The sequence below is a fragment of the Roseateles sp. GW835-FHT13E02 genome (assembly GCF_058794035.1).
On sequence record NZ_JBXAGJ010000008.1, the window covers coordinates 144,453 to 159,393 of the forward strand.

Below are 14,941 nucleotides of genomic sequence, written 5' to 3' on the forward strand. Positions count from 1 at the left end.
GCCCTTGCGTGATGCTGAGCCGGGCGCGAGCGGCCTTTACACTTGACTCATGACTTCCTCGACGGCCCCGACTTCCGCCTCCATCGCCTCGTCTGCCACTGCCGCACCGGCCTTGCATTGCGTGCCGATCGCCCTCGATCAGCGCAGCTACGACATCCACATCGGTCCCGGTCTGCTGGACTCGGCCCAGAGCTGGCAGGGGTTGCCCAAGGCTGCGTGCGCACTGATCGTCAGCAACGAGGTGGTGGCGCCGCTCTATCTCGAACGCCTGCGTTCGCAACTGGCCGCGCATTACCGACGGGTCGAGTTCGTTCAGCTTCCCGATGGCGAGAGCCACAAGGATTGGGCCAGTCTCAACCTCGTGTTTGATCACCTGCTGGCCCATGCGGCCGATCGCAAGACCGTGCTGTTCGCGCTGGGCGGCGGTGTCATTGGTGACATGACAGGTTTTGCAGCGGCGATCTATATGCGCGGTGTGCCCTTTGTCCAGGTGCCGACGACCTTGTTGGCCCAGGTCGACTCCTCCGTGGGTGGCAAGACGGCCATCAACCACCCTCTGGGCAAGAACATGATCGGCGCGTTCTACCAGCCCGAGCGGGTGGTTGCCGACCTCGACACGCTGGATACCTTGCCGCAGCGCGAGCTGGCGGCCGGTTTGGCCGAGGTCATCAAATACGGCCCGATCGCGGACGCTGAATTTCTGGCCTGGATCGAGGCCAATTTGGACGCTTTGCTCGCCCGCGACAAGCAGGCTTTGGCCTATGCCGTCAAGCGCTGCTGCGAGATCAAGGCCTGGGTGGTGGGCCAGGATGAGCGTGAACAGGGCTTGCGTGCCATCCTGAATTTTGGCCACACCTTCGGACACGCCATCGAAACCGGCATGGGCTATGGCGCCTGGCTTCACGGCGAAGCGGTGGGCTGCGGCATGGTATTGGCAGCCGATTTGTCGGTCCGCAAGGGCTTGATGCCGCCCGAGTTCTTGCCGCGCCTGCGCCGTCTGATTGAGCGTGCAGGCCTGCCCGTGCAAGCGCCGCGTTTGGGTGCCGAGCGTTATCTGGAATTGATGCGGGTGGACAAAAAGGCCGAGGCAGGCGAGATTCGCTTCGTGCTGATCGAAAGCCTGGGCCGCGCCGGCATGCACGGGGCCCCCGATGAATTGGTCGCCGCTGTGCTGAGCGATCACTGGGACTGAGCCGCAATAGCTGAGTCCCAATAGCTGAGTCGCAATAACTCGGTCACGGCCTCCTCAGTGCAGCAGCCCCAGCTTTTCTTCTGAACCCGGACGGTGTCGCGATATGGCTGTTGAGTTTTTGGCAGGGCTGCCCCCGGTGACCTCTTCGGGGCTGGCACCTTACGCCTGCCACCCGAATCAAACGCGGGGCCGGCGTTTCCCCGAGCCATCAGCGCCCACGCGAAGCGAGTACCAACGCGACCGCGACCGCATCATCCACAGCAGCGCCTTTCGCCGCCTGGTCTACAAGACCCAGGTCTTCATGAACCATGAAGGCGATCTGTTTCGAACCCGGCTGACGCACTCGCTGGAGGTGGCCCAGCTGGGCCGTTCCATCGGCCGCAGCCTCGGCTTGAACGAGGACTTGATCGAGGCCGTCGCACTGGCTCATGACCTCGGTCACACGCCCTTCGGTCATGCGGGGCAGGATGTGCTTGATGAATGCATGAAGCCCCACGGCGGCTTCGAGCACAACTTGCAGTCCTTGCGGGTGGTCGACAAGTTGGAGCTGCGCTACCCCGCGTTCGACGGCCTCAATCTGTGCTTCGAAACCCGCGAGGGCATCCTCAAGCACTGTGCGCGCCGCAATGCCGAGTTGCTGGAGGCGGCTGAACCCGATGGCGTGGCGCGCCGCTTTCTTCATGGCGGTCAGCCCAGCCTGGAAGCGCAGCTCTGCAATCTGGCGGACGAGGTGGCCTACAACGCCCATGACATCGACGATGGCGTGCGCTCGGGGCTGCTCGCCCTGGAGCAGTTGGAAGAGGTGCCCCTGGTGCACCGCTATTTGCGAGAAGCGCTGAGCGAGTTTCCCCAGCTGGACAGCAAACGGCTCTTGTTCGAGACCATCCGGCGCATGCTTTCAGCCCAGGTCTACGACATCATCGACGCGACCCGCGCTGCCTTGCAGCAGGGGCAGGGCGTGCAGGACCTGGCCGCCGTGCGGGCGGCGCCGGCCCTGGTGCGTTTCAGCCCCGAGATGCGCGCGGCCAGCACGGAGCTCAAACGCTTTCTGTTCGCCAAACTCTACCGTCACCCGCAGGTCCAGCAGACCCGCCAGCGCGCCGAGCAGGTGCTTCGCGACCTGTTCCGGATCTACACCAGCGAGCCGGCTCAACTTCCGCCTGATTTCGCCGGCGCTGCCGATGCGCCGCGTGCGTGCGCCGATTACATCGCCGGCATGACCGACCGATTTGCCTTGCGCGAGCATCAGCGACTGACAGGCCTCAGCTTGTTCTGAGAATCACGCGCGGCTCGGCAGTTCCGTGGGCGATCTGGCGCTCCCGGACTTGCCTCGCGCCTGAATCACTCTCAAACTAGGGTCAGTGTCATTTTGAGAGTGGATTCCTGTATGGCTCGCCTTCCTCGCTTGGTTCTGCCAGGCCAAGCCCACCACCTGATGTTGCGCGGCAACAACCGCCAACCCATCGTCCATGAGGATGCGGACCGTCGCCAGTTCTTGGATCTGCTGCGTGACTGCGCCCGCACCCACCGCGTTGCCGTGCATGCCTACGTCTTGATGGACAACCACCTCCATGTGCTGGCCACGCCCGAGGACGAGCCCGGCCTCGGCAAACTGGTGCAGTCCCTCGGGCGGCGCTACGTGGCCTGGTTCAATCACAAGTACGGCCGCAGCGGCACGCTCTGGGAAGGTCGCTATCGCGCGACCGTGATCGACAGCGAGCGCTACTTCCTGGCCTGCATGCGCTATATCGAGCTGAATCCGGTCCGTGCCGGGCTGTGCAGCTCGCCCGAGGAGTTCCCTTGGTCCAGCTGCGCCAGTCACTTGGGCCGCCGAAGCGACAGCCTTCTCAGCGAACACCTGCTGTACTGGACCCTGGGCAACACACCCTTCGAGCGCGAGGCGGCGTACCGCGAGTTGTTGGCGGAAGGTTGTGCAGATGCGGAGCGCCAACGCTTCACCGAAGCCACTTTGAAGGGCTGGCCGCTGGGCTCCGAGGGCTTTTTGCGGGCCTTGGCAGACCAGACCCAGCGCAGGCTGGAGCCATTGCCGCGAGGGCGTCCGCGCAGAAAGCCGGAGGCGGCCGATCTTTCAGGTGACTCTTGATTTTGTAAGTAAAATATCACTCTGACCCTATTTAAATGATATTGTGGCTGCAAATGCCTAGTTAAAGGACACTGACCCCATTTAGTTTTTCTTGAGCGTTTTGCTGCGCCGCAGTAACCTCCGTCTCCGTAACTGAATTACGTCGGAGAGCGCCATGAGCCACAACGCAGCAGAACATCAGGCCGAGATCCAGGACTTGGCCGCCCACGGGCTCTACCGTCCGCAAAACGAGAAGGACGCCTGCGGCCTGGGATTTGTGGCGCACATCAAGGGTCAGAAGGCGCATTCCATCGTTCAGCAGGGTCTGAAGATCCTTGAGAACCTCGATCATCGCGGTGCCGTCGGTGCTGACAAGCTGATGGGCGACGGCGCCGGCATCCTGATCCAGATCCCCGACGAGTACTTCCGGGCCGAGATGGCCAAGCAGGGCGTGGAACTGCCCCCGCCTGGCGAGTACGGCGTGGGCATGATCTTCATGCCCAAGGAACATGCCTCGCGTCTGGCTTGCGAGCAGGAGCTGGCCCGTGCGATCAAGGCCGAGGGCCAGGTCTTGCTGGGTTGGCGCGATGTGCCGGTGGATTCGGAGATGCCCATGTCGCCCACGGTGCGCGACAAAGAGCCCATCATTCGCCAGATCTTCATCGGTCGCGGCCCGGACATCATCGTGCCCGATGCCCTGGAGCGAAAGCTCTACGTCATCCGCAAGACCGCGTCGAGCGCCATCCAGGCGCTCAAGCTGACCCACAGCCGCGAGTACTACGTGCCCAGCATGAGCTGCCGCACCATCATCTACAAAGGCCTGCTGCTGGCCGACCAGGTGGGCAGCTACTACAAGGATCTGGCCGATCCGCGTGTGGTGTCCGCCATCGCCCTGGTGCACCAGCGTTTCTCGACCAACACCTTCCCCGAATGGCCGCTGGCCCACCCCTACCGCATGGTCGCCCACAACGGCGAGATCAACACGGTCAAGGGCAACTTCAACTGGATGCGTGCCCGCGAAGGCGTGATGAAGTCGCCGGTGCTGGGCGATGACCTGAACAAGCTCTATCCGATCAGCTTCGAGCACCAGTCCGACACGGCCACCTTCGATAACGCCATCGAGCTGCTGACCATGGCCGGCTATCCCTTGGCGCACGCCGCCATGATGATGATCCCGGAAGCCTGGGAGCAGCACGAGCAGATGGACACGCGTCGCCGGGCGTTCTACGAGTACCACGCTGCCATGATGGAGCCCTGGGATGGCCCGGCCGCCATGGTCTTCACCGACGGTCGCCAGGTCTGTGCCGCGCTGGACCGCAACGGTCTGCGCCCGGCGCGCTACTGCGTCACCGACGATGACCTCGTCATCCTCGCCTCCGAGTCCGGCGTGCTGCCGGTGCCCGAGAACAAAATCGTCAAGAAGTGGCGCCTGCAGCCCGGCAAGATGTTCCTGATCGACCTGGAGCAGGGCCGCATCATCGATGACGAAGAGCTCAAGAACCAGTACGCCAACGCCCGCCCTTATCGCCAGTGGATCGAGAACGTGCGCGTCAAGCTCGACGACATCGAGGTGGCCGACACCCCGGCTGCCAGCTTCAGCGCCAGCCTGCTCGATCGCCAGCAAGCTTTTGGCTTCACCCAGGAAGACATCAAGTTCCTGATGGCGCCCATGGCCGCCACCGGCGAGGAAGCCCTGGGTTCCATGGGCAATGACTCGCCCCTGGCCGTGCTGTCCAGCAAGGACAAGCCGCTGTTCAACTATTTCAAGCAGCTGTTCGCCCAGGTGACCAACCCGCCGATTGACCCGATCCGCGAGGCCATCGTGATGTCGCTCAACAGCTTCATCGGCCCCAAGCCCAATCTGCTGGACATCAACGCGGTCAATCCGCCGATGCGTTTGGAAGTGTCGCAGCCGGTGCTTGACTTCAAGGACATGGCCCGTCTGCGCCAGATCGAGGCTCACACCCACGGCAAGTTCAAACCCTACGAGCTGGACATCACCTACCCGCTTGCCTGGGGTCATGAAGGTGTGGAGGCGCAGCTGGCCTCGCTGTGCGCCGAATCGGTGGACGCGATCAAGAGCGGCCACAACATCCTCATCATCACAGACCGCGGCCTGAGCGAGAGCCGCGTGGCCATCCCTGCCTTGCTGGCCCTGTCCGCCATCCACCACCATCTGGTGCGTGAAGGCCGCCGCACCACCGCCGGTCTGGTGGTGGAAACCGGCAGTGCCCGTGAGGTGCACCACTTCGCGGTGCTGGCCGGCTTTGGCGCCGAGGCGGTTCACCCCTACCTGGCCCTGGAAACCCTGACGGACATCGCGGCCGGCCTGCCCGGCGAGCTGTCTGCCGACAAGGCCATCTACAACTACATCAAGGGCATCGGCAAGGGCCTGTCCAAGATCATGTCCAAGATGGGCATCTCCACCTATATGTCCTACTGCGGCGCGCAGATCTTCGAGGCCATCGGCCTGAAGACGGACTTTGTGGAGAAGTACTTCCGCGGCACGCCCACGCAGGTCGGTGGCATCGGCGTGTTCGAGGTGGCCGAAGAGGCCATCCGCCTGCACCGCGCGGCTTTCGGCGACGATCCAGTGCTGCACACCATGCTGGATGCCGGCGGCGAGTACGCCTGGCGCGCCCGCGGTGAAGAGCATATGTGGACGCCGGATGCCATCGCCAAGCTGCAGCACAGCGCGCGCAGCGGCAAGTTCGACAGCTATAAGGAATACGCGCAAATCATCAATGACCAGAGCAAGCGCCATATGACGCTGCGTGGTCTGTTCGAGTTCAAGTTCGATCCCAGCAAGGCGATCCCGCTCGATGAGGTCGAGCCCGCGGCAGAGATCGTCAAGCGGTTCGCCACCGGCGCCATGTCGCTCGGCTCCATCTCGACCGAGGCCCATGCCACCCTGGCCGTGGCTATGAACCGCATCGGCGGCAAGAGCAACACCGGCGAAGGTGGCGAGGATCCCGCGCGTTATCGCAACGAGCTCAAGGGCATCAAGATCACGGCAGGCACCAAGGTGTCTGATGTGATCGGCAACAAGGTCATCGCCGTCGACTACGAGCTCAAGGAAGGCGATTCCCTGCGCTCCAAGATCAAGCAGGTGGCATCGGGCCGCTTCGGTGTCACCACCGAGTACCTGGTCAGCGCCGATCAGATCCAGATCAAGATGGCCCAGGGTGCCAAGCCCGGTGAAGGCGGTCAGCTGCCCGGCGGCAAGGTCAGCGAGTACATCGGTTTCCTGCGTTACTCGGTGCCGGGTGTGGGCTTGATCTCGCCGCCGCCGCACCATGACATCTACTCCATCGAGGACCTGGCCCAGCTGATTCACGATCTCAAGAACGTGAATCCCAAGGCCGATGTTTCGGTCAAGCTGGTCTCGGAAGTCGGCGTGGGCACCATCGCCGCCGGTGTCACCAAGGCCAAGGCCGACCACCTGGTCATCGCCGGCCATGACGGTGGCACGGGCGCTTCGCCCTGGAGCTCGATCAAGCATGCTGGCACACCCTGGGAGCTGGGCCTGGCCGAGGCGCAGCAGACCTTGGTGCTGAACCGCCTGCGTGGCCGTGTGCGGGTGCAGGCCGACGGCCAGATGAAGACCGGCCGCGATGTGGTCATCGGTGCGCTGCTGGGCGCGGATGAATTCGGCTTCGCCACCGCGCCGCTGGTGGCCGAGGGCTGCATCATGATGCGCAAGTGCCACCTCAACACCTGCCCGGTGGGCGTGGCCACGCAAGACCCGCTACTCCGCGCCAAGTTCACCGGCAAGCCCGAGCATGTGGTGAACTACTTCTTCTTCGTGGCCGAGGAGGCGCGCCAGATCATGGCCCAGCTGGGCATTCGCAAGTTCGAGGATCTGGTCGGCCGCAGCGATCTGCTGGACACCAAGAAGGGCATCACCCACTGGAAGGCCAAGGGCCTGGATTTCAGTCGTGTCTTCCACCGCCCGGCCTTGCCCGCCGAAGTGGCCCGCACCCATGTCGATGTGCAAGACCATGGCCTGGACCGCGCACTCGATGTGAAGCTGATCGAGAAGTGCCTGCCCGCTTTTGAGAAGGGCGAGAAGGTGCAGTTCATGCAGGAAGTCAGCAATGTGCGCCGCACCGTGGGCGCCATGCTGTCCGGTGAGCTGATCCGCCGCCGCCCCGAGGGCTTGCCCGACCACACCATCTTCATCCAGATGGAGGGCACGGGCGGCCAGAGCTTCGGTGCCTTTCTGGCCCAGGGCATCACTTTCTACCTGATCGGAGACGCCAACGACTACACCGGCAAGGGCCTGTCCGGCGGCCGCGTGGTGGTGCGCCCCAGCATCGATTTCCGTGGCGACGCGACGCAGAACATCATCGTCGGCAACACCGTGCTTTACGGTGCCACGCGCGGTGAGGCCTTCTTCCGCGGGGTGGCGGGTGAGCGCTTTGCAGTCCGGCTTTCTGGCGCCTCGGCCGTGGTCGAGGGCACGGGTGACCATGGTTGCGAATACATGACCGGCGGCACCGTGGCCGTGCTCGGCAAGACTGGCCGCAATTTCGCGGCCGGCATGAGCGGCGGCATCGCCTACGTCTACGACGAGGACGGACAGTTCGCCAAGCGCTGCAACACCAGCATGGTCGCGCTGGACAAGCTGCTGCCCGCGCACGAGCAGGAAGCCACCGTGGACCGCGCCATCTGGCACCACCTCGGTGACGCCGAGGCGCAGACCGACGAAGCCATCCTCAAGAAGATGCTGGAAGACCACCACCGCTGGACTGGCAGTGCCCGGGCCCGCCACATCCTGGACCACTGGGCCGATTCGCGCGCCAAGTTCGTCAAGGTCTTCCCGCACGAATACCGCCGCGCACTCGGCGAGATCCATGCGGCCAAGGAAGCGGCCTCGACCATCGAGCAGGCCAAGGCTCCCGCTGCGCCCAAAGCGGCGCTCAAGGCCTGAGCGGCACGAGCACGGAAACCGTGATCACCGGGTCAGAAGAATGAATTCGAATCTGACCCTATTAAATGAATTTCTTCGGGTTGAGTTTGCAAAATGACTCTGACCCCAATAAAGAGTTTTAGGAGCGAAGCATGGGCAAGGTAACGGGCTTCATGGAGTACCAGCGGCTGGAAGAGGGCTACGAGCCCGTGGGCACGCGGGTCAAGAATTACAAGGAATTCGTGATCGGTTTGAGCGCCGAACAGTCCAAGCAGCAGGCCGCACGCTGCATGGACTGCGGCACGCCGTTCTGCAACAACGGCTGCCCGGTCAACAACATCATTCCGGATTTCAACGATCTGGTGTACCGCGGGGATTGGGCCAATGCCATCACCATCCTGCACAGCACCAACAACTTCCCGGAATTCACCGGCCGCATCTGCCCCGCGCCTTGCGAGGCGGCCTGCACGCTGAACGTGAACGATGACGCCGTGGGCATCAAGTCCATCGAGCACGCCATCATCGATCGCGCCTGGTCCGAGGGCTGGGTTCAGCCGCAAGTCGCCAAGCGCAAGACCGGCAAGACCGTGGCCATCGTCGGCTCCGGCCCGGCCGGTCTGGCGGCTGCACAGCAACTCGCCCGCGCGGGCCACAGCGTGACCGTGTTCGAAAAGAACGACCGTGTTGGCGGCCTGCTGCGTTACGGCATCCCCGACTTCAAGATGGAGAAGTCGCACATCGACCGCCGCGTGGCGCAGATGGAAGCCGAGGGCGTGGTCTTCCGCACCGGCCTGCTGGTCGCCTCCATGCCGGAAGGCTCTAAGGTCACCAACTGGGCCAAGGACAGCATCAGCCCGGACGAGCTCAAGGCACAGTTCGACGCCGTCTTGCTCAGCGGTGGCGCCGAATCCAGCCGCGACCTGCCGGTGCCGGGCCGTGATCTGGCCGGCATCCATTTCGCGATGGAGTTCCTGCCGCAACAGAACAAGGTCAATGCAGGGGACAAACTCAAGGGCCAGATCCGTGCCGACGGCAAGCATGTGGTCGTCATCGGTGGCGGCGACACCGGCAGTGATTGCGTCGGTACCAGCAACCGCCACGGCGCCAAGAGCGTCACCCAGTTCGAGCTCATGCCCCAGCCGCCCGAGGTGGAAGACCGCCCGCTGACCTGGCCTTACTGGCCGCTCAAGCTGCGCACCTCCAGCAGCCATGAGGAAGGCTGCGAGCGCGAGTTCGCCATCTCGACCAAGGAATTCCTCGGCGAAAAGGGCAAGCTGACCGGTGTGAAAACCGTGCGCGTGGAATGGCAGGGCGGCAAGATGGTCGAGGTGCCGGGTTCCGAGCAGATCATCAAGGCCGATCTGGTCTTCCTGGCCATGGGCTTTGTGGCGCCCGTCGCCACCGTGCTCGACGCTTTCGGTGTAGCCAAGGATGCGCGCGGCAACGCCAAGGCCAGCACCGATTTCAACGGTGGTTACAAGACCAATGTCGACAAGGTCTTCGCCGCCGGTGACATGCGCCGCGGCCAGTCGCTCGTCGTCTGGGCCATCCGTGAAGGCCGCCAGGCCGCTCGCGCGGTGGATGAATTCCTGATGGGCAGCAGCGACCTACCGCGCTGAAGCTGAGGGGGTGCAGCTGGCCAGGGCGTTCTCCGCAGTCACGACCCGGTCCGCCCAGCCGGCTGGGCTGGGGCGAAACTCCCAACGGGGCGGCTCGCCTTCCTGAAACTGAACCGCAAGGCACAGCCGTGCGGCCTGTTCCTGCCCGCCCATCCGTCCCGGCTGGAAGCTCTGGGCCTCAAACGCCTTCTGGATCGCCCGAACAAAACGGCGAGGCAGTTGCTCGGCCGAAACCAGCACGGCATCCACGTTTCCTTGTGCATTGATCAGCAAGGCTGCTGTCGCTTGGCCTTGCCCATCCGGCAGGCTGTCATCGGGGTGGTGGATGACGGCGCTGCTGGTGGTTCGGAAGCTGGGTGCTTCATCCAACGGTTCGTTCGGAGCGTAACGCCCAGGTCCGGTGAAATCGTGGGCCAGGCCCTCAGCCGGCGCGGCCTCCTTTGCAATCGGCTTGGCGAGCTCCCGTGTTTCATGTGCTGCATCTGGCCTCACCACCTGCGGGTGATCTGGCTGCGAGCTCGGCCCGTTGAGCGGTCCCGACTCGGGCCTTGCTTCCGTTTGCACGGGCTGGGACGGGCTTGCTGGTTCGAGAAGAGGCGCCGCGATGACGCGAACGATCAAAGCCTGTCCAGGAGTTGGCGGCCCCGAGGGGCGATCGGGGCTGAAACGGTACATCAATCCCAATGCATGCAGGCCTAGCGCCGACACCAGGCACAGGGTCAAGCGCCGAGCGTCGCGCGAGATGCGGCGAGGCCAGTCCGGACGTGGCCAGCGTGATACCGGCGTCGGCAGTGTTTCAGTCACTCAGCTCGCGCCAGGACAGGCGACGGGTGTTGGTGTTGCTTGTGCCTTGAGGACGTTCTTGGTTCGCCATGGAGCCGTCCGTCTTCTGGATCAGGTCGATCACCTTGTTGTTGGGCAATTGGATGGTTTCCGGTGTGGTGGCCAAGGCATTGCCGAGCGAGATGCTGACAATGTTCTGTGCGCTATTGACCGGGCCGCCCGTGCGGTAGTCGAAATAGTTGATCCAGCTCGAGCCACCGACGGAGCAAATGCCAGAGGAATTGATGACGTTGGAAGTCACACCCAGCACGCCGCCTACCAGCACGGCGCCGGTGGTGACCCGTTCGCGTGTGCCCGGCAGATCAACATACCAGCCGTTCTTGTCGTTGAGGTCAACCGCCACAGGGTTGCCATTCGTTCGAATGGGTGTGCCGGGCGTGCAGATGGTGGATCCATCTGGGCAGGTGCCATTGCTCAAGGTCTGTTGCACGAAGTTGTTGGTTTGCAGGCGAGGATTGCCAAAGTCTGCATCCGACAGCCGGTCCTTGATCGCATAGATGGTTTGCTGAGTCGCGTCGCTGAGATCGCTGACGCCCAGATAGCGACCGGTGCCCAGGTACACCATCACATGGCTGCCGACCTGACCCAATTCGGGGCGTGAGGTGATGGGCTGGGCCACGCCGAGCGAGGTCTTGAGCGTGGCCAGGCGCTGCGCTTCATAGCCTGCGGCGCCGACATTGTTGTTGATGTCAAAGCGCCAAAGATTGCCCAGGTTGTCGCCACCGTAGATGCGCAAGGCGGTGTTGTCCTTGTCGGAGTTGTCGGTCCAGGCGCTGATGTGGCCGAGGCCGCTTGGCGTGCTGCTGCTGCCCACGGCCAGGCCACCGACCAGGGTCGGAATGCCGTTGGGCAGAGTGGACACGGGCTGGCCCGTGGCGATGTCCAATACGAAGAGGCGGCCGTTGCCATCACCGGGCGAGATGTTGTTGTAGCCCGAGGGCAGGATGGCCACCCAAGTGCCGTCGGCCAGCTTGCTGATCTCGGCTTTGCCAAAGGTGTAGCCCAGGTTGTCGTGGGTGAACTCCCACAGGGGCTTGGGATCGCTGGGCGAAGTGATGTCGATGGCGAAGTAGGCGCGGCCGCCGGCACCGAGGCCGCTGATCAGCACGGTGCGCCACTCGCTGCCGATCTTGACTTCCTGAACAACGGGGCTGCCGTCGACGTAGTACTCGTGCTTGTTGCCGTAGCTCTTGTCAGCCAGTTTGTGCAGGCGCGGGATCACGGCGGTCGGTACATAGGCCCAGACTTCAGCGCCACTGCTGGCGTTGAACGCGTGCAGCATGCCGTCGTTCGCGCCGACGTAGACCATGCCGACCCGTGTGGCCGTCGTGGCCTTGTGGTCGTTGAAGCCTGCATCGTTGTAGTTGGCGAGCGGTTTCTTCACGTAGACCGCTTCAGAGTTGACGATATCGCCCAGCAAGAGCGTACGTTGCCGGAAGAACTTGCTCGGATCGGACAAGGGCCCCTCGTCGCTTCGGACGCCGCGCACATAGTCAACCAGGCGCTGGCCCGCTGCAGTGCTTTGATCGCTGGCGCTGAGGCAATAGTCACCCGAGGTGCAGAACTGAATCAGGTTGTTGCCGGAGGCGGTCAGTGTCGCCAGGTTGAAGTAGGCCTTCTGGCTGGCGCTGAGGTTGCTCCAGTTGAACTCGGCGCGGCGATTGTCATTGCTTGCGCTGTACATGTAGATACTGCGGCTGCTGTTGCTGTCGAGCAGGGTGCCGGCAGACCAGTCGGTGCTGGACAGGGAACCGCCGCTCAAGTCGATGCGCTTGGATTTGAGCTGTCCCGTCCATTCCCCGGACATGAAGTTGGAAACAAACACCTGGTTGTCACCTGAGGTGACATTGGGGTTGCTGGCGGTTGCGGCGGCCGAAGCGCCTTCTTGGGCTGCAATATTGTTGAGTGCTGATTGCAAGCCGCTGTATAGGCTTTGTGGGTTGCTTGCGCTGAAGTAGGTACCGCCTCCATTGACTGCGGCGTGCCAGAGGTCATCGATGGTGGTCAGGGTGTTGCTGACCGGGGTCGGCCATGTGCATTCACCACTGGACTGCCAAGTGCACACGCCACCGGCGGCATTGGGGCTGCTGCCTTGGGCCACCGAGAAATAGTCGCCACTGGTGGCGCGCAGATAGTCGGGCTGGTACTGCATATAGCCCGAAGCACCTAGGCCGAGGGTGAATGTCACCATGCGTTGCAGTGCGCTGACGGTGCCATTGCCACAGACATCGGCGTTCGTGCCCGAGCCGCTGGTGCACTCGCTCGAGCCGTCGGTTCCTGTGCGAAGGTCGGTCTTGTAATAGTAGGACGCGACATCGGCCAAGGTGTTGGAGACGGCGTTGCCATCCCTCTGTGGGCGCGACAGGCTGCCGTCCTGGTCGCCCAGCGCTGTACCGTCCAACTGTGTCAGGCTGACAGATTCGTTCCAGAAGCCATCGGTGGATAGCACTGTGTAGTTGCGTTGGCAGGAGTACTGAATGGGGTCCACCACCGTGGTGCCGTTCAAGCTGCCCGTTTGCTTGCCGGCATAAAGGCGCCCGACCGTGTTCAGGGCTCGACGCAGCGGTGTGGAGTAGTAGGGGTACGCATTGAACAGGCGTGAGTACCAGTCGGACTTGGCTGTGCCGCTGAACGTGGCTTGGTTCAGATAGGCATTGCCCTGGCTGTTGTTGATGCTCAGATAGCCAACGCGGAAATTGCTTGACACAGCAGAGAAGGCTTGGCTTGTCGAGGACTTCATCATTTGCATGCGGGTGCGGTAGTAGGTCCACCAGTTGGCGAAGTTGGTCATCTCTTCGGCATAGCTGCAGCTCGTGGCACCCGCGCAATCGCTGCGACTGTTGGACAGCTTGGGATAGCTGGTACGCCCTGACACGATGTCTACGCGCTCGAAGCTCCCGGGGTAGCCGCCAGGCACGCCGGGAGAGCCCTCTACTGCAGCCTGATAGCCCGAGAATGTCGGTGTGCTCGGGTTGATGGTCAGATTGCAGGTGCTCGGTGTCTTGCTCCAGCTGAGGGCACCGGGGGCAGCGACACCGGCCGGTGCCGTGATGGTGACGGTGCGGTTGGTTTGGCTGGCATAGAAGCCGGAGCTGCCCGCGTTGATGCGCGCAGTCAGGGATGCTGCAAGGTTGCCACGGTTGGATTCAGAGCTGGTGGCTGCAGACAAGAGCTGGGTCGTTCCCGAGCGCAAGGAAGTGATCGACACAAAACAACCGTTGCCTCGGTTGTCCGAGATGGAGCTGATGGTCAGGCTGGTGCTTGCGCGCACTTCAGGCGTGGCTGGAATGCCGTTGGTGCCTGCGGTGAAGTATTTGGTCGGGTATCGAGCTTCAGAGTAGATGTTGCTTCGTACAGCTTGGCAGGAGCCGCTATCGGGCGTCGCCGCGCGCGCGTTGGCATCGCTGTTGCACCAGCGAACCGGAGCTGGGTACTTGAACACGGCACTCGCTGTGCTTTGGCAGTTGCGCAAATTGATGTTGTCGCAATATTCCGCGGCGTTGATCAAATAGTAGTGCGGCCCCCAGGTCTGTGCAGTCGTGCCGGCGTTGTCCGGCGCGCCGGTGGCTTTGTAGCCGTTTCCTGAGGCTGTGGTGGCGTTGAAAACGGTATAGCTCTTGTTGTTGACAGTGCCCGGCAGCACGTAGTTGCCATTGCGCAAGCAGTCGGAATAGCTGGTGTCTGTGCACCACTCCGTGTCGGGGAACTGCGTGAGCAGATTGATGTTGTAGCTGTTCTGGATGCCAAAACCATCGTTGGCCACTGATGTCCAACCTGATGTGTTGGCCGAGGTCATGCTGGCCCAGCTGACGCCGTTGGCGCCCATGGGCGGCGTGTAGCGTATCGCCGGGTTGTAGGCCATGCTGTTGAAGCTGGCGCTCAGAAAGGGAGGATGCCCGCGGCGAGATCCAAAAGGCGGGGCATCCCGCCAGCAGGCTTCACCGCTGTCGCCATTGTGGCAACAGGTGTTGGTGAATTCGCCGCTGTTGGCGGGCAGGGCTCCGCTGGAACGACACAGTTGCGGATTGGAGCTGCCATCGCCGTTGACGTGGTCGGGCATGAAGTCAAAGCCCATGGAGCCCGAATCATCAAGCACAAACATGAGGTTGGGCTGCACCGCGTTGGGCGAAGCCACGACCAAGGGCGTGCTGGAAATGTCGGTCACTCCAGCCTGGGCGGCGGAAGACAGCTGCAGTGCGGCCATGCCGAGGCAAAGGGCGAGAAGGCGTTGCTTGCTGTTCATGGGGAACTCCAGATCTGATCTCAGGTGAGGTGCCGGCGCAGGCCGGATC

Annotated in this window: 7 protein-coding genes; 5 read left to right on the forward strand and 2 right to left on the reverse strand. The window is 63.0% G+C overall.

From position 1 onward, the window contains the following. Nucleotides 1-49 precede the first annotated feature (49 nt). The 5 genes from aroB to AC1Q6P_RS10075 all read left to right on the forward strand — a co-directional run bounded on the left by aroB (nt 50) and on the right by AC1Q6P_RS10075 (nt 9,806). Nucleotides 50-1,192 carry a 3-dehydroquinate synthase gene (gene aroB, locus AC1Q6P_RS10055; RefSeq protein ID WP_492663772.1) on the forward strand — a complete coding sequence of 381 codons (1,143 nt, stop codon included), beginning with the start codon at nt 50-52 and terminating at the stop codon, nt 1,190-1,192. 103 nt (nt 1,193-1,295) lie between these two features. Next, a complete protein-coding gene (locus tag AC1Q6P_RS10060) occupies nt 1,296-2,468 on the forward strand; it encodes a deoxyguanosinetriphosphate triphosphohydrolase (RefSeq protein WP_492663773.1) in 1,173 nt (390 codons plus the stop codon). A 111-nt stretch (nt 2,469-2,579) separates the two neighbouring features. Continuing rightward, a complete protein-coding gene (locus AC1Q6P_RS10065; protein ID WP_492663774.1) occupies nt 2,580-3,296 on the forward strand; it encodes an REP-associated tyrosine transposase in 717 nt (238 codons plus the stop codon). A gap of 154 nt (nt 3,297-3,450) precedes the next feature. Beyond that, nucleotides 3,451-8,208: a glutamate synthase-related protein gene (locus AC1Q6P_RS10070; protein WP_492663775.1), complete on the forward strand. Its 4,758-nt coding sequence runs from the start codon at nt 3,451-3,453 to the stop codon at nt 8,206-8,208. Nucleotides 8,209-8,339: 131 nt separating this feature from the next. Then, nucleotides 8,340-9,806, forward strand: a complete 1,467-nt coding sequence (locus tag AC1Q6P_RS10075) for a glutamate synthase subunit beta (RefSeq protein ID WP_492663776.1) — start codon at nt 8,340-8,342, stop codon at nt 9,804-9,806. On the opposite strand, the gene AC1Q6P_RS10080 is transcribed toward AC1Q6P_RS10075, so the two are convergent. Further along, nucleotides 9,795-10,427: a hypothetical protein gene (locus tag AC1Q6P_RS10080; RefSeq protein WP_492663777.1), complete on the reverse strand. Its 633-nt coding sequence runs from the start codon at nt 10,425-10,427 to the stop codon at nt 9,795-9,797. The two genes, AC1Q6P_RS10075 and AC1Q6P_RS10080, sit on opposite strands and share 12 nt — an antisense overlap. A gap of 175 nt (nt 10,428-10,602) precedes the next feature. Next, nucleotides 10,603-14,892, reverse strand: a complete 4,290-nt coding sequence (locus AC1Q6P_RS10085; RefSeq protein ID WP_492663778.1) for a pilus assembly protein — start codon at nt 14,890-14,892, stop codon at nt 10,603-10,605. Nucleotides 14,893-14,941: the final 49 nt, after the last annotated feature.